This window comes from Acidovorax sp. GW821-FHT10E04 (assembly GCF_059415185.1).
The window spans coordinates 231692-251595 of record NZ_JBWKMT010000001.1 but is presented as its reverse complement, the minus strand read 5'-3'; the positions used below and the strand labels follow the sequence as shown (position 1 = coordinate 251595).

Here is a 19904-nt window from a genome sequence, read left to right as displayed (position 1 = left end):
CCCGTCCATGAGCAACTTTGACCATTTCGTTGGCACCCGTCCCGTCTCCGACCAGCACGCGTTCGACATCGGCGCGCTGACAGCCTGGCTCACGCAGAACATGGAAGGCTTTGCCGGCCCCCTGACGGTGGAGATGTTCAAGGGTGGGCAGTCCAACCCCACCTACAAGCTCATCACCCCCGGCGCCCACTACGTGATGCGCTCCAAGCCCGGCCCCGTGGCCAGGCTGCTGCCATCGGCCCACGCCATCGAGCGCGAATTCGCGGTGATGAGCGGCCTGCATGGCACCGACGTGCCCGTGCCCCGCATGCACGTGCTGTGCGAGGACGAGTCGGTCATCGGCCGCGCCTTCTACGTGATGGAGTGCATGCAGGGCCGCGTGCTGTGGGACCAGTCGCTGCCCGGCATGTCGCCCGCCGAGCGCGGCGCCATCTACGACGAGATGAACCGCGTGATCTCTGCGCTGCACACCGTGAAGTTCGCCGACCGGGGCCTGGCCGGCTATGGCAAGCCGGGCAACTATTTCGACCGCCAGATCGGCCGCTGGAGCAAGCAGTACGTGGCCTCCATCACCCAGCCCATTCCCGAGATGGACCGGCTCATGGAGTGGCTGCCCGCCCACATGCCGGCGAGCGCGCGCGATGAAGGCCACGTGTCCATCGTGCACGGCGACTACCGGCTGGACAACCTCATGTTCCACCCCACCGAGCCCCGCGTGATCGCCGTGCTCGACTGGGAGCTGTCCACGCTGGGCCACCCGCTGGCCGACTTCAGCTACCACTGCATGAGCTGGCACATCCCCGCCGCCATGGGCCGGGGCATCGCGGGACAGGACCTCGCGGCCCTGGGCATTCCCGGCGAAGACAGCTACATCCGCCGCTACTGCGAGCGCACCGGCATCGCCACGCCCGAGGCGCTGCGCGCCGACTGGAACTTCTACCTCGCCTACAACATGTTCCGCATCGCCGCCATCCTGCAGGGCATCGCCAAGCGGGTGGAGGCGGGCACCGCCTCCAGCGCGCAGGCCAAGGCCTCGGGCGACACGGCACGGCCGATGGCCGAGCTGGCCTGGTCGTTCGCGCAGCGAGGATGAGGCGCCCCACGATTACCAACGGAGAAGAAACCCATGGACTTTGACTACTCGCCCAAAACCAAGGAACTGCAGGCCAGGCTGCTCCAGTTCATGGATGACCACGTCTATCCGAACGAAGCCACCTACTCCGCCGAGCTGGCGGCCAACACGGCGGCGGGCAAGCGCTGGAGCGCGCTCAAGACCATCGAGGACCTCAAGCCCAAGGCCCAGGCGGCAGGCCTGTGGAACCTGTTCCTGCCGGTGGACAGCGCGGCGGCCTCCGGATACGACGGCGCGGGCCTGACCAACCAGGAATACGCCCCGCTGGCCGAGATCATGGGCCGCGTGCCATGGGCCAGCGAGGTGTTCAACTGCTCGGCGCCCGACACCGGCAACATGGAGACCATCGCGCGCTACGGCGACGACGCCAACAAGGCCCGCTGGCTCAAGCCGCTGCTCGAGGGCAAGATCCGCTCGGCCTTTGCCATGACCGAGCCGGCCGTGGCATCCAGCGACGCCACCAACATCGAAACGCGCATCGAGCGCCAGGGCGACGAATACGTCATCAACGGCCGCAAGTGGTGGATCTCCGGCGCGGCCGATCCACGCTGCGCGGTGTTCGTCACCATGGGCAAGACCGACCCCGATGCCCCCCGCCATTCGCAGCAGAGCATGGTGCTCGTGCCGGCGGACGCCAAGGGCATCACCGTCATTCGCCCGCTCAATGTGTTTGGCTACGACGACGCGCCCCATGGCCACGTCGAGATGACCTTCGAGAACGTGCGTGTGCCCGTCTCCAACATCCTGCTGGGCGAGGGCCGTGGCTTCGAGATCGCCCAGGGCCGCCTGGGCCCCGGGCGCATCCACCACTGCATGCGCCTCATCGGGCTGGCCGAGCGTGCGCTGGAGCTGATGTGCAAGCGCGCCTCGTCGCGCACGGCCTTCGGCAAGACCGTGGCCCAGCAGACCGTGACGCAGGAGCGCATCGCCGAGGCCCGCTGCAAGATCGACATGGCGCGCCTGCTCACGCTCAAGGCCGCCTGGCTCATGGACGTGGCCGGCAACAAGGTCGCCAAGACCGAGATCGCGATGATCAAGGTGGTGGCGCCCAGCATGGCCTGCCAGGTGATCGACTGGGCCATGCAGGTGCACGGCGGTGGCGGCATGTGCGATGACTTCCCGCTGGCCTATGCCTATGCCAATGCGCGCACGCTGCGCTTTGCCGACGGCCCCGACGAGGTGCACCGCAACGCGATCGCCAAGTGGGAGCTGGGCAAGTACGGCACCTACGGCCGCGACGCGGGCGTGCCCATCACGCGCGGAGGATGAAGCTCCGCCCGAGGCGACAGCTCTTTGCTGCCATCCCAGCGTGCGCAGGCATGCGGGGAGCCGCGGCACTCAGCCCCTCGCTCGCGTAGCACGCGGGAGGGGGACACACCCGGTGGCCTGGCGACACCAGTTCCACGGTGCACTCGCCTGGAGCGCGCCAGTTTTGCGGGGTGGGTGCATGCAGCACCATGAACAACGGGGCCACTGGCCCCGTTTTCGTTTGGTGGGCGCTTGCAACGCTACCCGGCAATGCCCGGCTCGTCGTCCGGCCCTGCCACCGACATGGGCGGCAGGTTCTGCAGCGCGGCCTGCCCCGCCACCAGCAGCAGCTGCTTGGCATGCGCGATCTCGGCCAGGCTGCGCTGCGTGTGTTCCATGCGCAGATAGACGCGGCCCCGCGCCAGCATCAGCACCAGCGGCGATTTCGCCCGCTCGGCGCCGCCCTCGCCTTCCACCGCGTTGAGCAGCTGCGAGACCACGGGCGCATGGATCCAGCGCTGGGCCAGCTCGATGCGCTCGGACACCACGGTGAAATGCTCGCGGAACGACGCGGGCAGGCCGGGCCAGGACATTTCCTCGTACATCGAAAGCCAGCGCATTTCCTCGGGCAGGCTGCTGCTCACGGCGGTCTGCAATGTGTCCGTGATGGCGTCGTAGACGGTGCCCTCCAGCACCTCCTGCAAGGGCCGGTTGATCACCATCACCGCGGCATCCGGGTCGGCGCCCACGTCGGCGCGGCCGCGCAGCTCCAGGCCCTGCACATAGTCGCGCGTGGGCGCGCCGCATTCCAGCCGCCAGGGGTGGCCGTGGATATCGCCGCCCAGGTCGAAATGCCCGTCGGTCGCATGCGCCACGATCGCCAGCCGCTGGCCGGCCGCCCAGCGGGATACGTCGCGGTTGGTCACCGGCCGGCCCGGGGTGGACGCGGAACTGCCGGATGCGCTGAATGCTTTGCGGAGGCGGTCGAACATTGCAGGGACGAAGCAGGAGCTTCGCAAGAGTCGCGGGTGCAGGCATTATTGAGGGCATTGGCGGGGGAAGGAAGCCCCCTGGCGGAAGCACCCTGAGCCGCCCGATGGCGCCTTCCCCCGACGGGGACGCACCCGGTGGACTGGCGAAGCCAGATCCACGGGTGCACGGGCCTCCAGCGCGCCAGTGTCGGCGGCGGTGCGTATGAGCACGCTTTTTTGGATGAAGACATGTTTTTTGTGACTGCGAACCGCCGGTTCGCGCTGACCGCCCTGGCTGCTTCTTGTGTGCTGGCCACCCTGCCCGTCGGCGCTGCGGAATTGCCCAAGGATGCCTCGCCCACGGCGCGCCGGTTGGTGCGCTGGGCCACCGACACCGCCGACCACCAGGGCCTGCCTTTTGCCGTGATCGACAAGCCCGCCGCCCGCATCCATGTGTTCTCGGCCCGGGGGCAATGGTTGGGCAGCGCGCCAGTGCTGCTGGGTGCGGCGCTGGGCGACCGGTCCGCCCCCGACATCGGCCAGCGGCCGCTGTCGCAGATCCGCCCCGAAGAGCGCACCACGCCCGCGGGCCGCTTCGTCACCGAGCCCGGGCGCAACCTCAAGGGCGACGACATCGTCTGGATCGACTACGACGCCGCCGTGTCGCTGCACCGGGTGCGCAGCGTGAGCGCCGCCGAGCGCCGCCACCAGCGCCTGGCCAGCCAGGGCGCGCAGGACAAGCGCATCAGCTACGGCTGCGTGAATGCGCCCGAGGCGTTCTACAACCAGTTCATCGCGCCGCTTTTCGGCCAGTCGCGCGGCGTGATCTATGTGCTGCCGGATACGGAGCCGTTTGCTACTATTTTTGTAGCTGCCAGCGCTTACCAGTAGTGCGCTGGAGGCACTTTTTATCAAAACCCGTTGAACAGGCGCCGCGCGGAGGCCCGGCTTTGCCCCGTGCCCGGTCTTCAGCCGCCGGCCGGCTCCAGCCTGAACACCGCCTTCCGCTCGCCCACCTGCAGCCCCTTGGCGTTGGCGATGCGCGCGGACCGGCGCGGGGCCAGCGCTTCGCGCTGGCGGGTGTCGAGCCAGCCGAGCTGGTCCATCACCTCCACCGCCGCCGCCACCTGCGCCACCATGTTGCCGTCCATGACCTTGAGCGCGAAGGCTTCGCCCCGGTTGCGGCTGCCCACCACCTGCACGCCGTCGGCCCCGGTCTTGGACACCCAGTCGCCCTGCCCTGCGCGCATGAAGTCCAGGTCGTGCCGTCCGGTGCCCGAGCCCAGCTCGGGCCGCGCGACCATGGCATCGGCCAGCGCGGTCAGGCTCTCATGCAGATCGGTATCCGGCGCGCCGCCCGCCAGCCGCGCATAACCCCGCGCCAGGTGTGCCAGGGGCATGGCGTAGTTGGGGGCGGAGCAGCCGTCGATGCCCATGGCCAGCTGATGGGGTGCGAGCCCCACTGCCTTCGCGACATGCTCCCGGATCGCCACCTGCAGCGGATGGGCCGGGTCCAGGTGGCCGTCCAGCGGCAACCCCTGTCGCACGCAGTGCGCGACAAAACCGGCGTGTTTGCCGCTGCAGTTGTTGTGGCGCTCGTCGGGCACAAAACCTTCGGGCAACGAACCGAGCCCCAGCTCGGCAAACAGAGGCCGGTGGCAGCCGCAGCGCAACGCGCGGTAGTCCTGGTCCACGCTGCCCAGCATGCGGTCCACCTGCTCCACATGCATGGGTTCGCCGTTGTGGCTGGCGCACAGCAGCGCCAGTTCGCCCGGCCCCCAGCCAAGCGCCCGTGCGCCACCCGCCTGCATGAAGGGCAGCGCCTGGAATGCCTTGATGGTGGAGCGCGTGAAGGTGACCGTGTACGGGTCGCCCACCCGCGCCAGCACCCGGCCTTCGCGGTGGGCCACGGCCACGGCGCCCCAGTGCTGGCACTCGGCCAGGCCGCCCCGGGTGACTTCGATCAACGGAACAAAACCCATGGCGTGGCTCCTCGCGGCGCGCGTCACTGCGCGGGGGTTGCGGGGGTCAGCGTCAGCGCGTGCACCCAGCGCGCGGGCTGGCGCTGCAGCGCGCGGTAGCCGGTCTCGGCCCACGTGGTGCTCATGTCGCGGTAGCGCGGCGAGAACACGAGGCCGCTCTGGCCCGTCTGGTAGATGAAGCGCGACTGCTCCAGGTCAGCCAGGTCATACACCGCGCGCAGCGAGGCCGCATGGCGGTTCACATACGGGCCCGTGGCCTCGCCCGCGTTGTACTGCCCCACGTTCACGGTGTACGCATCGCCATGCGAAGGCACGCTCACATCGAAGAAACGCGCCAGCGCGGGCACGTTGCCAAAGGGCCGGTGCACGCTGAGCGCGGGGTGCGCCGTGCCCCAGCGCCACCGGGCCGGGTCCGCCCCATAGGCTGCCTGCAGGCGGTCGAGCGCGCGGCCCAGGGCAGCGGCAGATTGCCCGGCACACGATGCGGGCTGGCACCACCAGGTGTCGTTGCGCTCCAGGATGCCTTCGAGCGCCGCGCGGTAGTCGCGCTTGCCATAGGTCGCGGTGAAGCGGTCTTCACCGATGCGCGGAATGATGAGGCCGCGCGCGAGTTCGTCCGTCCAGGCCACGAAGATCAGCGGCGCGGCCTTGCCCGCGTCCATCACGCCGTCAAAGCCTTGCAGCTCTTTCTGGGCGGCGGCCGCCAGCGCGTGTGCGGACTGCGCCTGTTGCAGGTGGGGCAGCAGGCGGCGCGTGGCCAGCGAGGTCACATCGCGGTGGATGGCCTGCATGCTGGCCGCGTCGTGTTTTTCGGTGGCCTCGATGAGCTGCGCGATGCGCTCGTAGCGGTAGGGCAAGGCCCAGTCCTGCGTGAGGAAGTGCGGGTAGTCCGGCGCCGTCACGCGCTGGTTGGCCGTGGCGATCCAGCCCCTGGCGCCTTGGGCGCCATCTGCGCTGCCTTTGCCATCGTCCTGCGGGGTTTGTTCGTAGGGCAGCCAGCCCTTCCAGTCGTAGCGCGCATCCCAGCCGGGGGACGGGGCCACGCCGCGGATGTCGTTGGCGGCATCGCGCAGCGGCACGCGCCCCGCCGCCTTGAAGCGGATGTGGCCCTGGTCGTCGGCGGCCACCACGCTCTGCATGGGCGAGTGGTAGTGCGCCAGCCCCTCGAAGAGTTCGTCCACGCTCTTGGCCTGGTTGGTCTTCAAGCCCGCCAGCACGGTCTGGTTGTCAGCGTCCAGCGCGCTCCAGCGCAGCGCGAGCACGTACTTGCCCAGGTCCAGCACCTCGGCGTGCGACTTCTGCACGTCGCTCAGCACCGGCCCATGGCGGGTGCTGCGCAGCGCCAGTTGCACGTCGGCCCCGCCCTTGACGCGGATGGTTTCGCTGCGCACCGTGAAGGGCGCCCAGCCTTCTGGCGTGCGGTACTGCGCCGCATCGGCCGGGTTGATCTGCTCCAGGTACAGGTCCTGCACGTCCGGCCCCGTGTTGGTGAAGCCCCAGGCCACGCGGTCGGTGCGCCCCAGCACCACGAATGGCAGGCCGGGCAAGGTGGCCCCCACGGCATCGATGGCGGCGATGGGCGTGCCGTCCGACGCGGTGCCGGCGGGCGCCTGCATGCCGGCGAAGTACCAGATGGCCGGGGCCGACAGCCCCAGGTGCGGGTCGTTGGCCAGCAGCGGCTTGCCGCTGACGGTGCGGGTTCCCGCCAGCACCCAGTTGTTGCTGCCCTTGCCTTCATTGGTGCCCGCGTTGCGCGTCAATTCATCGGCCCAGGCCAGCATGCCGGTGCTGATCTGCCGCGACAGCAGGCCTTCGTCCTTGCGGCTGGCTGCCCCGCTGGCCGCCGCCAGCCCGCCGGCACCGCCCGGCCCGGCCGCCGTGGAGCCCGCGCCAGCCGCGCGGTACACCCCAAGCTGCCGGTACAGCGCGGCGAGGTCGGCCGATGCGGCCGGCTTCTCGCCCGGATAGGGTGGCATCAATTGCCACAGGCGGTCGGTGTCCAGCGTCCGCGCGACCGACAGGCGCGCGAATTCCGTTCCCCAGTTGCCGCCCAGGTCCAGTGCCATCATCAGCGCCCAGCCCACGCTGTCCTCGGGCTCCCACACCGCGCCCGCCGCGCCGCCGGGCTGGACGCCGAGCACATGGAATTCGGGGGGCAGGGCCTGGGGCCGTTTCAGGTGGAACGCGTGGATGCCCTTGCTGTAGGCCTGCAAGGCCTCCTTGGCATAGGGCGGCAGGCCTGCGTACTGGCGCCGGGCCGCGCCCATGATGTCCAGAGCGCGCATCAGCTTGTCGGTTTCGAGCGTCGCGGGGCCGAAGACCTCCGACAGCTGGCCATGCATGACCCGGCGGTTGAACTCCAGTTGCCAGGTGCGCTCCTGCGCGTGCACATACCCCATCGCGAACCAGGCGTCCTGTGGCGTGCGCGCCTGGATGTGGGCCACGTCGGCCCCATCGCGCCGCACCTGCACCGCGCTGCCCAGCCCCGCCACGCCCAGTTCGCCGTCGAGTTTCGCAAAGCTCCGCTGCACATACACCGCCGCGCCCGCGCCTGCCAGCAGCGCCGCCGCCACCAGCCCCAGGGCCGTCCGCTTCATCCATGCCATCTTTGTTGTCTCCTGTTGTTGGGTGTGTCGTGTGTCCGTATCGCCCGGGCCGCGACCGGCCCGAAGGAGGTGCCCGGCGCCCGGGCAGCCCCATGGCGGAAGTCCCTCGCGCAGCCCGTCAGCGCAGGCGCACGCTGCCTCCGGCCACGTGGAAGCTCATGGTCGGCGCACTGGGCTCCGTGAAGGAAACGCCCAGCGCGATGTGCCCGGTGCCATGCAGGATGCAGGCATCGCGCCGCAGCCGCACGGGCGAATCGCTGCCCTCGAACCGCACCCAGGTTCCAAAGCTGCTCATGTCCGTCAGGACGAAGCCGCTGTTGCGCCAGTCGATGCGCGCATGCAGGCGCGAGACGCGCGGATCGTCGACGCACAGCTGGGCGTGCAGCGCCCGCCCCACCAGGACGGGGGCGTCGGACGAGGTGAAGGTGCGGTCCACGCCGTGCCACGAGAACTGGATGTGCCCCAGGATCGAGTCTGCCGGCGCAAAGTTGCTGACAAGGGAAGCCTGCATGGTGAGGGAGTCGGGCGCCTCGTCCTCGCGCCACTCCACGTGGTAGAGCATCAGCAGCTCGGCCTTGCCGCGAATGTCCATCATGCCCAGCTTGCGGTACCAGACATCCGGCGCGGCCCCCGCCAGCAGCACGGTGGTCTCGGTGGCCCAGATCTCGGCCGGGCCGGCCCGCTCGCACAGCCGGGAGGCGACGTTGACGGCATCGCCATAGCAGTCGCCATCCACATCCACCACTTCGCCGCTGGCCACGCCAACGCGCACCTCCATGCGCAAGGGCTGGGGCCAGCGCTCCTGGCGGGCCTTGTGCTCGCGCAGCATGGCCGCCATGGCGGATACGGCGCTGGCGGCATCGCCAAAAACGCCCAGCACCCCGTCGCCCAGCTTCTTGACCACCCGCCCCCCGTGCGTCTGGATGGTGTCGCTGATCCATTGCGTGACCTGGGTCACCGCCTCGGTGGCGCGCTCGTTGCCCAGCGCTTCATACAAGGCGGTGCTGCCCGAGATGTCCGCAAAGACCATCGTCGACAGCACGCTCATGGACACCGGCCTATTGGTAACATCATGTGAATCAGTTTAGTGCAAGCGCCCTGGCGGCGCACCCATGAAAGCGTCAAGAATCGTTGCCTGGCGCCGCCAGGCGTCCGATGGCGCCACCCGGGACCTGACGGCGCTGCGGGGGTGCCCCAGGCAAAGTGAATTTCGTGGGCCCGGCGGCACATGGCGGCGGTTGCCACCCGCGATTTGCCGGCCATCCCAAAAAAATCAACAAACACGTAAAAGTTCGCAACAAACAAGGTGCGTCTGTTGTCTTTACGCAAAAACAGTAGCGCGCCCCTTGCGTGGCGCCTCGCTCCCGCTTAATTTGGCCGACCCTGTTACAAAAAATGCGTCCGCCTCCCTCCATGCGCTGGAACAAGCCCAATCTCCGCAACAACCTTCACGACCTTCTGGGCCGTGACAAGCCGTCATCGACGGCCTGGGTGCGCGACCACGGGCTGGAGGAGGTACGCCGGGCCATGCTGCAAAGCCTGGCGGGCATGAGCGGTTGCGAGGTGGCGCGCATGAACATGCGCCTGCGCTACGCCGGCGACATCGAAGCGTTGTGGTACCTGCGCATCGATCTCTTCAGCACGCTCGTGCCCTTGCGCGGCGAAACCGGCGCGCGGGGCGTGATCGACCAGGTCACCCCCCTGTTCCAGGGCCAGTTGCCACGTGCACTGCGCCCGGCCCAGCCCCCTCCCGGCAACGCCTGACCCGAGCCCCAGCCCGGGCGGACACCCGCCGCTGGCAGGTGCCATGCCGCCCGGCATCCCCTGGGCCCAGCGGGCAGGAATCCAGAGGCAGGCGATTGAAGGCAGCACCGAATCAGTGCTGGTGTCCCCAGTAGATCAGCGCATCCCGCCCTTCCACCGACAGCGATACCGTGCTCCCCACGGGCAGCAGCACCTTGGTCGCCACATGGCCGAAGGGCAGGTTCGTGAGCACGGGCGCCTTGATCTGCGTGCGCAGCCAGTCCACCACCGACTGCAGCTTGTAGCCCTTGTCGTGCGGCGCGAGCTTGAAGTTGGTGAACTGCCCCAGCACCACGGCCTTCTGCTGGGCCAGCACGCCGGCGTGCAGCAGCTGGGTGAGCATGCGCTCGATGCGGTAGGGGTGCTCGTGCACGTCTTCCAGGAACAGCACGCCACCCTTGATGGCCGGCAGGTACGGCGTGCCCACCAGCGAAGCCAGCACCGCCAGGTTGCCGCCCCACAGCGTGGCGCTTTTCACGTAGACATTGGGGACGGCCGGCTTGCCCGTGGCGGCGCCGGGCTTTTCATTGTTCATGCGCCAGCCCGTGCCTTCGCCATGGCCGGTCAGCAAATCGTCGAAGCAGGCCTCCATGATGTCGTCGGGCTCGCCGGCCACGCCAAAGTCGGCGCCCAGCGAAGGGCCGGCCCATGACGTGGCGCCCGTCTTGGCCAGCAGCGCGGTCTGGAAGGCGGTGAAGTCGCTCACGCCCACGAAGCGCGTGCCGCCCGCGATCGCCTTGGCCACCGCCTTGTAGCGGATGCCCGGCAGGATGCGCGACAGCCCGTAGCCGCCGCGCGAGATCAGCGCCACATCGGCGCCGCTGGCCGCGGCACGGTGGATGGCGGCCAGGCGGGTGGCGTCGTCGCCCGCGAAGCGGGTGTGCACGGCCAGGGCGTCCGCATCCACCTCGACCTCATGGCCCAGGGCCTTCAGCCGGGCGAGGCCGCGTTTGAAGGCGACCTTGTCCTGCACGGCGCTCGACGGCGAATAGATGTAGATGTGCTTGGGGCCGTGGTCGTGGCTGCACTGGGAATGGTCGTGACCGGGATGATCGTGTGAATGGTCTTGCAAAGCGCTCAGGCCGTGAAGGGGCCTGCTCCGTCAAAAAGAGAGTCCGTCTGGCGCCATGTCAGCCGGTGGCACGGCCGGCGCCGGGAAACGAGAAGTATTCCACAGCCTGCCGCGCGATCGGCTCGCCATGCTCCTGCACGAAGTGCCCGGCGTCGGCCAGCACGGTGGGCGCGGGGCAGCCGCGAATGTGGCGGTGCAGATCGTGCATGGTGGCGGGCCCGAGCACCGGGTCCTTGGCGCCAATGAACATCAGGCTCCGGCCCTGCCACCGCTGCTGCCAGAAATCACGCGCCTGGCGCGACAGCGCGGCCCCCGGCGCATCCTCCGATGCCGGCACGCGTTCAGGAAAGGCGCGCAGCGCGGCGCGGTAGCCCTTGTCGGGGAACGGCGCGTCGTAGGCGGCGCACTCCGCCCCGGCCAGGTGCGGGTTGCCGCGCGCCAGCAGGCGCCCCACGCCATACAGCGGCTTGTCGCGGCACATCGCACGCCAATCGAGGAATCCGGCGGGCAGCGGCGCATCACCCGTGGCCAGCACGGTGTTCATCACCAGCAGGCCCGCAAACCGCTCGGGGCAGGCCATGGGCAGCGTCAGGCCCAGGATGCCGCCCCAGTCCTGCACCACCAGCACCACGTTGCGCAGGTCCAGCCGCCCGATGAGTTCCAGCAGCACCTGGCGGTGCCATTCGAACTGGTGCGCCGACTCTTTCTTGGGCTTGTCGCTCTTGCCAAAGCCGATCAGGTCGGGCGCGACCACGCGGTCCCCGGCCGAGAGGAACACGGGCAGCATGCGCCGGTACAGATAGCTCCAGGCCGGGTTGCCGTGCAGGCACAGCCAGGTGCGCGGCGCGTCCTGCGGGCCTTCGTCCAGGTAGTGCAAACGCAAGCCGGCCAGGCTGGGCAGGTCGCTCAGGTAGTGCGGCGCCCAGGGGTAGCCGGGCAGATCCGCGAAGGCGGCATCGGGCGTGCGCAGGGCGTCGTCGCGCAGCGGATGGCGGGCCAGTGCCTCGGTGCGTTGTTGATGGCGGCGCTGCCGGAAGAAGCCGCTGAGCAGGCCGCCGCACTCGTCGGCCAGCACCCCGCCCCGCACCTGGGTCTGGTGGTTCAGCTCGGCATGGCCAAACAGGTTCAGCACCGAGCCCGCCGCACCCGTCTTGGGATCTGCGGCGCCGTACACCACGCGCGCCAGGCGCGCATGCAGCATGGCACCGCTGCACATGGCACACGGCTCCAGCGTGACATACAGGCTGCAGCCGTCCAACCGGTAGTTGCCCAGCCGCCGCGCCGCCGCGCGCAGGGCCACGATCTCGGCGTGGGCCGTGGGGTCGTGCCCCTCGACCGGCGCGTTGCGGCCGGTGGCGATCACCTGGCCATCCTTGACCACGATGGCCCCCACGGGCACCTCGCCCGCGCGCACGGCGACTTGCGCCTCGGCCAGGGCCAGGCGCATCCAGTGCGCGTCTTGGTCAGGATTCATTGCTATACAAATAATAGCTACCAGCGCTTGAAGGATAAGCGCCAGCAGCCCATTTCATCCTATTTCTCATCGTCCGGGATGGGCCGCGCCTGCTGCATCAGGCCTTCCATCTGCTGCTTGACCTGCTGCTGGATCTGCTGGCTCTGGTCGCGCACCGTGGCCGGCTGCGCCGCCAAAGCCGGGGCACCGCCGGCCGGCGCTGCTGTCTGCAGCGACGGCACGGGCGTGCGGACGGCGGACAGCTGCTTTCTGGCAAGGACACCCACCACAGCCAGCGCCACCACCAGCCCGGCCAGACCTACTACAGCACGCATGAAAAGACTCCTTGGCGGGCGGGGTGCCCGGACCACAGCCGGCGGGACCGCCCTGCCCGGCTTGCTACCGGCCCGACTGTAATGGCAAACCGCCGTGGGCACCCCCATGAAAAACGGCCGCGCGGGGCGGCCGTAGCGGTGGCGGGCCGTGCCCGCGGTGCTCAGTTGAGCGCCACGCGGTTGCCGTCCTTGTAGGTGTACAGCGTCACGGCGGGCGTGGTCAGCTCGCCCTTGGCCGTGAAGGCGATGTTGGCGGTCACGCCCTTGTACTCGGTCTTGCCGATGAAGGGGATGTACACCTTGGGGTCCACCGAGTTGGCGCGCTTCATCGCATCGGCCAGCACCATGGCCGCGTCGTAGGCGTACGGGCTGTAGATCTGGAACTGGCCGGGGAACTTGGCGTCGTAGCGCTTCTTCCAGTCCGCCCCGCCCTGCATCTTGTCGACCGAGGCGCCGCCCGTGGCGCAGGTCACGTTCTTGAGCGCAGGGCTCTTGCCCGACAGCTCGGGCAGCTTCTCGGTGCACAGCGCATCGCCGCCGAAGAACTTCACGTTGCCCAGGCCCAGCTGCTCCATCTGGCGCAGCATGGGGCCGGCCTGCGCGTCCAGGCCGCCGTAGAAGATCGCGTCGGGCTTCTTGTTCTTGATGGCCGTGAGGATGGCCATGAAGTCGGTGGCCTTGTCGTTGGTGAATTCCTCGCCCACCACCTTCAGGCCCTTTTGCAGGGCGGTGGCCTTGAACACCGAGGCCACGCCCTGGCCATACGCGGTGCGGTCGTCGATGATGGCCACGCTCTTGAGCTTCAAGTGGTCGGCCGAGAACAGTGCCAGCGCCGCGCCCAACGCGTTGTCGTTGGCGATCAGGCGGTAGGTGGTCTTGTAGCCGGGCTTGGTCAGGTCCGGGTTGGTGGCGGCGGCGGTGATGTGGGGCACGCCGCACTTGTCATAGACGGCCGCCGCAGGAATGGACGTGCCCGACTGCAGGTGGCCGACCACGCCCGCCACCTTCTGGTCGCACAGCTTTTGCGCCACGGCCGTGGCCTGGCGCGGGTCGCCGGCATCGTCTTCGGCCGCCAGCTCGAACTTGATCTTCTTGCCGCCGATGACCAGGTTCTGGGCGTTCAGGTCGTCCACCGCCAGGCGCACGCCGTTCTCGGTGTCCTTGCCGATGTGGGCGATGCCGCCCGACACCGGACCCGCGTGGGCGATCTTGACGGTTTGCACCTCCTGCGCTGCGGCGGCGCCAGCAGCGGCGACACACGCGGACACAGCGGCAAACTGCACCAGGGACAGGGGGAAAGAGAGGGGACGACGCAGACGGGAAGCACGAAGCACGGTAAAAGTCTCCAGGAGTGGCAGGGGCGAGATCGGACGCACCATTTTGGGGCGGCCTGGACCGCATCCTAGCCACCCTCACTCCCTTTTTCAGGCAATTGCTATGCAGACATAGCAATTTGGTGGGGCATTAAATCGGCTAATGCCGCGACCAGCGCCACCTCCTGGCAGACTGGACCCGCTCCGCCTCCAGCCAGGGGCGGGCGCTCAGCCGGGCGCCAGTCGCAACTTGAAGTTCGTGAATGGAAGAGCGGCATTGGGCGCATCGCGCGGGACACGCTCCTCCACGCAGCCCGTGTCGTTGGGGGTAACGAAGTGGGGGCCGATGCCAGCGATGGCTGCCTTGTGTGTCCCCGTCCAGTCCCAGCCCCATCCGGCTCCTGACACTTCTCCCTCAAAAAGGACTGGGCCGTCGACCGTGATGCCCTGGTGGATCACCATGCGCATCCTGTCTGCAAATGCACCGACCCTGTATCCCGCCTGAATGTGGACCGTGATCACTGGATGCGTGACCGGGTTGTACGTAGCGCCCGATGTGTTCGCCACCGTCACCAGTCCCGGCATGGCTGTGCCATTCCATCGCTCGGCCATGATGGTGCCGTCCGAGAAAAAGATGAATCCTCTGCCTTCCGACCAAAGGTTCTCGCCATGGCGGTAAATCGGGCCGCAATGGGGGTTGTAGCTGCCCTGCCCGCCTTCGCAGTCCAGTACAAATCCCATGTGGGCGCCGCCATTCGAGAAGAACCACGAGCAATCGATGGTGCAGTGCAGGTCGCTGTGTCGCACGCCAGGCAGGCTGATCCGCGTTGGCAGGTAGTAGAAGTCGAGGTCGTTGATAGACAGTTTCAGCTGGGTGGGCTTCTTCTTGCGGGAGGTACTCATCACAGTCCTTTTCACTCGTTGACCGGCTGCGCCGGCGGGATTGGAGGGAAGTGGGTCAGCGGACACAGGCGCGGCGCAAGTGCAGCCCGCCGCGCCCTTTGTACCAGACCGAAGCGCTACAACGCCCGGTCACGCAGGTCCGTGCCCCCGTGCTCGATACCCGAGGGATGCTCCACGGCATGGCGAAACTGAAATAATCACGCCCCATGTCCCTCCTGCCCCACCAGCTCGAACTGCTCTCGCCCGCGCGCGATGCCGACATCGGCATCGAAGCCGTCAACCACGGCGCCGACGCCGTCTACATCGGCGGCCCGGCCTTTGGCGCACGCGCCAGCGCGGGCAACGACATCCGCGACATCGAGCGCCTGGTGAAGCACGCGCACCGCTTCAACAGCCGCATCTTCATCACGCTCAACACCATCCTGCGCGACGACGAACTGGAGGCCGCGCGCAAAATGGCCTGGCAGGTGTACGAGGCCGGGGCCGATGCACTCATCATCCAGGACATGGGCCTGCTCGAAATCGACCTGCCGCCCATCCAGCTGCACGCCAGCACCCAGACCGACATCCGCACGCCCGAAAAAGCGCGCTTTCTGCAGGACGCGGGCCTCTCGCAGATCGTGCTGGCGCGCGAGCTCACGGTGCAGCAGATCGCCGCCGTGCACAAGGCGCTGGGGCCGGTGGATGCCCCAGGCCGCGCCAACATCGAGTTCTTCATCCACGGCGCGCTGTGCGTGGCCTACAGCGGCCAGTGCAACATCAGCCATGCGCAGACCGGCCGCAGCGCCAACCGGGGCGACTGCAGCCAGGCCTGCCGCCTGCCCTACCAAGTGACCGACGCGCAGGGCCGCTTCATCGCGCACGACAAGCACGTGCTCTCCATGAAGGACAACAACCAGAGCGACAACCTGCGCGCGCTCATCGACGCCGGCGTGCGCAGCTTCAAGATCGAAGGGCGCTACAAGGACATGGGCTATGTGAAGAACATCACCGCCCACTACCGCACGCTGATCGACGAGATCCTGGAAGAGCGCGAGGCGCAAGGTCGGCCACTGGGCCGGTCATCGAGCGGGCGGACCACCTTCACCTTCACGCCCGACCCGCTGCAGAACTTCAACCGCGAGTTCACCGACTACTTCGTGACCGGCCGCAAGGAAGACATCGGCGCGTTCGATACCCCCAAGAACCCGGGCCAGGCCATCGGCTGGGTGAGCAAGGTAGGCCCCGACTTCGTGGAACTGGAGGTGAGCGACCCCGCCACCGTGCTGCACAACGGCGACGGCCTGTGCTACTACGACCTGCACAAGGAGCTGGTGGGCATGGCCATCAACGTGGCCGAGCCCGTGTCCGCGCGCAGCGTGGGCCAGTGGCGCGTGTACCCCAAGGACCCGATAGAAGGCTTCAAGGACCTGCGCAAGGGCACCGAGGTCAACCGCAACCGCGACATGGACTGGGTGCGCACGCTGGAGAAAAAGTCCAGCGACCGCCGCATCGGCCTGTGGGCGCACCTGAGCGAAACGCCTTGCGGCTTCAGCCTGATGCTGACCGACGAGGATGGCAACGTGGGCTATACTGATGTGCAGCAGCCGCACCAGCCTGCCACCGATGCCGCCAAGGCCGAAGCCAGCCTGCGCGAGCAACTGGGCCGCTTCGGCGCCACCATCTTCGCGGTTCACGACATTGCGCTGCAACTGACTGAGCCCTGGTTCGTGCCCGCCTCGGTGCTCAACGCGCTGCGCCGCGATGCGCTGGCCGACCTGGAAGCAAACCGCGCGCGCAACTTCGAGCGCCTGCAGCGCGCCACGCCCATCGAGCCGCCAGCGCCCTACCCCGAGGACACGCTGAGCTTTCTGGGCAACGTGTTCAACCACAAGGCGCACGATTTTTACGTGCGCCACGGCGTCAAGGTGATCGATGCGGCCTACGAGGCGCACGAGGAAGAAGGCGAAGTCAGCCTCATGATCACCAAGCACTGCGTGCGCTTCAGCATGAGCCTCTGCCCCAAGCAGGCCAAGGGCGTGACGGGTGTGCAGGGCACCATCAAGGCCGAACCCTTGATGTTGATCAACGGCAAGGAAAAGCTGACCTTGCGCTTTGACTGCAAGCCCTGTGAAATGCACGTGGTGGGCAAGATCAAGCGCCAGGTGCTGAACCAGGTGCCGGAAGCCCCGCTCCAGTTCTACAAAGCCCGGCCGCAAGTCGCGCACTAAGGCAAGGCCGAAGAAGTCCTTGCGCGGGCGTGCGGCCCGTCTCACCGATCGCCGCATGTCCCCATCCACCGCCCCGCACCTGCACCCCACCGAGGCCGTGGCCCAGGCCCATGGCGTCAACCCTGACGCAGGCCTGCACGCCGACGAAGCCCTGCGCCGCAGCGCCATCCACGGAGCCAACGAACTGGCGGCAGGGCAAGACCGCCCCTGGTGGCGCCTGCTGGCCGACCAGTTCAAGGACTTCATGGTGCTGGTGCTGCTGGGTGCGGCCGTCATCTCGGGCCTGGTGGGCGAGGTCACCGACACGCTGGTCATCCTCGTCATCGTGGTGCTCAACGCCGTCATCGGCTTTGTGCAGGCCTGGCGCGCCGACCAGGCCATGGCCGCGCTGCGCCAGCTGGCGGCGGCGCACGCCACGGTGCTGCGCAGCGGAGCCGTGCAGGTGGTGCCCGCCAGGGCGCTGGTGCCGGGTGACATCGTGCTGCTGGAGGCGGGCAACCAGATCCCGGCCGATCTGCGGCTGATCGAGATTGCGCAGCTGCAGGTGGATGAATCCGCCCTCACGGGCGAGTCCGTCACCGTGGCCAAGCAGACCGAAGCCCTGGCGGCCGAGAACGTGGGCGCGCTGGGCGACCGCACCAACATGGCCTTCAAGGGCACGACCGCCACCCACGGCCGGGCGCGTGGCCTGGTGGTGGCCACCGGCATGCACACCGAGCTGGGCAAGGTGGCCACGCTGCTCGACACCGGCGACCGCAGCACGCCGCTGCAGTTGCGCCTCGCAGCCTTTGGCAAACGGCTGGCGCTGGCGGTGCTGGGCATCTGCCTCGTGATCTTTGTGGTGGGTGTGCTGCGCGGCGAGGCGCCGCTGCTGATGGCCCTCACCGCCATCAGTCTGGCCGTGGCCGCCATCCCCGAGGCCCTGCCTGCCGTGGTCACGGTGCTGCTGGCTCTGGGCGCGCGCCGCATGGTGGCCGTGCATGCGCTGGTGCGGCGCCTGCCATCGGTGGAGACCCTGGGCTCGGTCACCACCATCTGCTCGGACAAGACCGGCACCCTGACGCAAAACCGCATGCATGCCGAGCTGCTGCTGGCCCACGGTGTGCGCTGGGTGCCCGGCGACCCCCTGCCCGGCCCCGCCCATGCCGAGGCCTTGCGCGCCGCCGCGCTGTGCAACGACGCCACGCTACAGGCGCGAAGCGATGGCGACGCCCCAGGCACGCAGTGGCTGGGGGACCCCACCGAAACCGCACTGGTGCTGGCAGCCCGCTCCGGCGGGATGGACAAGGCCCTGCTCGACATCGAGTTCCCTCGCGTGCAGGAGCAGCCGTTCGACTCCGACCGCAAGCGCATGACCACCTTCCACCGCGTGGCGGACGGCTACGTGGCCTACACCAAGGGTGCGCCGGAGTCGGTCTTGCCCCGGTGCACCGCCCACTGGACGCCCGACGGCGCTGCCGCACTGGACACCGCCAAGGTCCTCGCCGCCGCCCAGCAGCTTGCCGCACAGGGCCTGCGGGTGCTGGCCCTGGCGCGCCGCAGCCACGCCCGCCTGCCCGACACCAACGACATCGACGCGGTGGAAAACCAGCTGGAGCTGCTGGGCCTGATCGCCCTCATCGACCCGCCGCGCGCCGAGGCCCAGGCCGCGGTCCGCGACTGCATCAGCGCGGGCATCACGCCGGTGATGATCACGGGCGACCACCCCGCCACTGCGCGCGCCATTGCGCACCGCCTGGGCATTGTGAAGCGTAGCGATGCCCCGGTGCTTACCGGCGCCGACCTGGCCACGCTCGACGACGCCGCGCTGCGGGCGAAGGTGGAGCAGGTGCAGGTGTACGCCCGCGTGGACCCGGCGCAGAAGATCCGCATCGTCGAGGCGCTGCAGGCCCAGGGCCACTTTGTGGCCATGACGGGCGATGGCGTAAACGATGCCCCGGCGCTCAAGCGCGCCGACATCGGCGTGGCCATGGGCCAGGGCGGCACCGACGTGGCGCGCGAGGCCTCGAGCCTGGTGCTGCTGGACGACAACTTCGCCACCATCGTCGCGGCCGTGCGCGAAGGCCGCCGCATCTACGACAACATCCGCAAGTTCGTGCGCTACGCGATGACGGGCAACTCGGGCGAGATCTGGACCATCTTCCTCGCGCCGCTGTTGCTGCTGCCCATTCCGTTGCTGCCCATCCACATCCTGTGGGTCAACCTGGTCACAGACGGCCTGCCCGGCCTGGCGCTGGCGGCCGAACCGGCCGAGCGCGGCATCATGCAGCGCCCGCCCCGCGCGCCGCGCGAAAGCCTGTTTGCCCATGGCATGTGGCAGCACATATTGGGCGTGGGCCTGCTCATCGGCGGGCTGTGCCTGGCGGTGCAGGCCTGGGCCCTGCACACCGGCCACGCGCACTGGCAGACCATGGTGTTCACCGTGCTCACGCTCGCGCAGATGGCGCATGTCATCGCCATCCGCTCCGAATCCGAACCCATCTGGCGCCTGGGCCTGCTGAGCAACCGCCCGCTGCTCTACGCCGTGCTGCTCACCTTTGCGCTGCAGATGGCCACCATCTACGTGCCCTGGCTCAACCCCATCTTCCGCACCGAGCCGCTGAGCCTGGGCGAGCTGGCTGTGTGCGTTGGCGCCGCGCTGGTGGTACTGGTAGTGGTGGAAATCGAGAAGGCCTGGCGCCGCAGCCAGCAGGCCCGGCGCACCACCCCAGAGCCCATGGACAGCGCCATGGACGAGCCTTCTGACTGAAAGAGCCCACGGCGCACAAGAACGTCATAAGCACATAGCCAACGATTCGATGACGCCACGGGCCAGCAGTGCCAGAATGGCCCGCGCCATCGGCACATCGGCAACGCCCAGCCATGCGTGGAGCCCG

Annotated in this window: 15 protein-coding genes; 6 read left to right on the top strand and 9 right to left on the bottom strand. The window is 68.6% G+C overall.

From position 1 onward, the window contains the following. The first annotated feature begins 7 nt into the window (after window positions 1-7). Entirely contained in the window at window positions 8-1093 is a 1086-nt protein-coding gene (locus AC07OC_RS01105; RefSeq protein ID WP_218340983.1) for a phosphotransferase, read from the top strand. Between the two features lie 33 nt (window positions 1094-1126). Then, window positions 1127-2401: an acyl-CoA dehydrogenase family protein gene (locus AC07OC_RS01100; RefSeq protein WP_218294589.1), complete on the top strand. Its 1275-nt coding sequence runs from the start codon at window positions 1127-1129 to the stop codon at window positions 2399-2401. Window positions 2402-2640: 239 nt separating this feature from the next. Here the strand turns inward: AC07OC_RS01100 and AC07OC_RS01095 are convergent, their stop codons facing one another. Next, window positions 2641-3372, bottom strand: coding sequence for a hypothetical protein (locus AC07OC_RS01095; protein ID WP_218340982.1), 732 nt, complete (start codon window positions 3370-3372; stop codon window positions 2641-2643). Between the two features lie 228 nt (window positions 3373-3600). Here AC07OC_RS01095 and AC07OC_RS01090 point away from each other — a divergent pair, with 228 nt between their 5' ends. Further along, the gene (locus AC07OC_RS01090; RefSeq protein WP_218340981.1) at window positions 3601-4242 is read left to right on the top strand and encodes a hypothetical protein; all 642 of its coding nucleotides are present in this window, start codon (window positions 3601-3603) and stop codon (window positions 4240-4242) included. Between the two features lie 77 nt (window positions 4243-4319). Here the strand turns inward: AC07OC_RS01090 and AC07OC_RS01085 are convergent, their stop codons facing one another. From AC07OC_RS01085 to AC07OC_RS01075, 3 genes are all read right to left on the bottom strand, one after another. Beyond that, window positions 4320-5333 (bottom strand): asparaginase, encoded by a 1014-nt coding sequence (locus AC07OC_RS01085; protein ID WP_494600322.1) that lies wholly within the window; start codon window positions 5331-5333, stop codon window positions 4320-4322. A gap of 23 nt (window positions 5334-5356) precedes the next feature. After that, a complete protein-coding gene (locus AC07OC_RS01080; protein WP_218340979.1) occupies window positions 5357-7939 on the bottom strand; it encodes a penicillin acylase family protein in 2583 nt (860 codons plus the stop codon). 118 nt (window positions 7940-8057) lie between these two features. Continuing rightward, complete coding sequence (locus AC07OC_RS01075; RefSeq protein ID WP_218294584.1) at window positions 8058-8987, bottom strand: adenylate/guanylate cyclase domain-containing protein; 930 nt, start codon at window positions 8985-8987, stop codon at window positions 8058-8060. 347 nt (window positions 8988-9334) lie between these two features. On the opposite strand from AC07OC_RS01075, the gene AC07OC_RS01070 reads away from it, so the two are divergent. Then, the gene (locus AC07OC_RS01070) at window positions 9335-9703 is read left to right on the top strand and encodes a hypothetical protein (protein WP_255591446.1); all 369 of its coding nucleotides are present in this window, start codon (window positions 9335-9337) and stop codon (window positions 9701-9703) included. Between the two features lie 112 nt (window positions 9704-9815). On the opposite strand, the gene AC07OC_RS01065 is transcribed toward AC07OC_RS01070, so the two are convergent. From AC07OC_RS01065 to AC07OC_RS01045, 5 genes are all read right to left on the bottom strand, one after another. After that, entirely contained in the window at window positions 9816-10814 is a 999-nt protein-coding gene (locus AC07OC_RS01065) for an LD-carboxypeptidase (RefSeq protein ID WP_218340978.1), read from the bottom strand. A 58-nt stretch (window positions 10815-10872) separates the two neighbouring features. Beyond that, a complete protein-coding gene (gene tadA / locus AC07OC_RS01060) occupies window positions 10873-12288 on the bottom strand; it encodes a tRNA adenosine(34) deaminase TadA (protein ID WP_255591445.1) in 1416 nt (471 codons plus the stop codon). 59 nt (window positions 12289-12347) lie between these two features. Then, the gene (locus AC07OC_RS01055; RefSeq protein ID WP_218340977.1) at window positions 12348-12602 is read right to left on the bottom strand and encodes a hypothetical protein; all 255 of its coding nucleotides are present in this window, start codon (window positions 12600-12602) and stop codon (window positions 12348-12350) included. Between the two features lie 161 nt (window positions 12603-12763). Further along, window positions 12764-13936 carry a branched-chain amino acid ABC transporter substrate-binding protein gene (locus AC07OC_RS01050; RefSeq protein ID WP_370627839.1) on the bottom strand — a complete coding sequence of 391 codons (1173 nt, stop codon included), beginning with the start codon at window positions 13934-13936 and terminating at the stop codon, window positions 12764-12766. 207 nt (window positions 13937-14143) lie between these two features. Beyond that, window positions 14144-14818, bottom strand: a complete 675-nt coding sequence (locus AC07OC_RS01045) for a hypothetical protein (RefSeq protein ID WP_218294580.1) — start codon at window positions 14816-14818, stop codon at window positions 14144-14146. Window positions 14819-15024: 206 nt separating this feature from the next. Between AC07OC_RS01045 and AC07OC_RS01040 the strand changes: the two genes are divergently transcribed. Both AC07OC_RS01040 and AC07OC_RS01035 read left to right on the top strand, forming a co-directional pair. Further along, window positions 15025-17028 carry a peptidase U32 family protein gene (locus AC07OC_RS01040; RefSeq protein WP_218340976.1) on the top strand — a complete coding sequence of 668 codons (2004 nt, stop codon included), beginning with the start codon at window positions 15025-15027 and terminating at the stop codon, window positions 17026-17028. A 55-nt stretch (window positions 17029-17083) separates the two neighbouring features. Beyond that, on the top strand, window positions 17084-19777 hold the full coding sequence (locus AC07OC_RS01035; protein ID WP_218340975.1) for a cation-translocating P-type ATPase: 2694 nt from the start codon (window positions 17084-17086) through the stop codon (window positions 19775-19777). Window positions 19778-19904 lie beyond the last annotated feature (127 nt).

What these genes read in the sequence shown, in the direction of transcription:
- AC07OC_RS01105 (WP_218340983.1), top strand. Translation starts at nt 8, where the DNA reads ATGAGCAACTTTGACCATTTCGTTGGCACCCGTCCCGTCTCCGACCAG.
- AC07OC_RS01100 (WP_218294589.1), top strand. Translation starts at nt 1,127, where the DNA reads ATGGACTTTGACTACTCGCCCAAAACCAAGGAACTGCAGGCCAGGCTG.
- AC07OC_RS01095 (WP_218340982.1), bottom strand. Translation starts at nt 3,372, where the DNA reads ATGTTCGACCGCCTCCGCAAAGCATTCAGCGCATCCGGCAGTTCCGCG.
- AC07OC_RS01090 (WP_218340981.1), top strand. Translation starts at nt 3,601, where the DNA reads ATGTTTTTTGTGACTGCGAACCGCCGGTTCGCGCTGACCGCCCTGGCT.
- AC07OC_RS01085 (WP_494600322.1), bottom strand. Translation starts at nt 5,333, where the DNA reads ATGGGTTTTGTTCCGTTGATCGAAGTCACCCGGGGCGGCCTGGCCGAG.
- AC07OC_RS01080 (WP_218340979.1), bottom strand. Translation starts at nt 7,939, where the DNA reads ATGGCATGGATGAAGCGGACGGCCCTGGGGCTGGTGGCGGCGGCGCTG.
- AC07OC_RS01075 (WP_218294584.1), bottom strand. Translation starts at nt 8,987, where the DNA reads ATGAGCGTGCTGTCGACGATGGTCTTTGCGGACATCTCGGGCAGCACC.
- AC07OC_RS01070 (WP_255591446.1), top strand. Translation starts at nt 9,335, where the DNA reads ATGCGTCCGCCTCCCTCCATGCGCTGGAACAAGCCCAATCTCCGCAAC.
- tadA (WP_255591445.1), bottom strand. Translation starts at nt 12,288, where the DNA reads ATGAATCCTGACCAAGACGCGCACTGGATGCGCCTGGCCCTGGCCGAG.
- AC07OC_RS01055 (WP_218340977.1), bottom strand. Translation starts at nt 12,602, where the DNA reads ATGCGTGCTGTAGTAGGTCTGGCCGGGCTGGTGGTGGCGCTGGCTGTG.
- AC07OC_RS01045 (WP_218294580.1), bottom strand. Translation starts at nt 14,818, where the DNA reads ATGAGTACCTCCCGCAAGAAGAAGCCCACCCAGCTGAAACTGTCTATC.
- AC07OC_RS01040 (WP_218340976.1), top strand. Translation starts at nt 15,025, where the DNA reads ATGTCCCTCCTGCCCCACCAGCTCGAACTGCTCTCGCCCGCGCGCGAT.
- AC07OC_RS01035 (WP_218340975.1), top strand. Translation starts at nt 17,084, where the DNA reads ATGTCCCCATCCACCGCCCCGCACCTGCACCCCACCGAGGCCGTGGCC.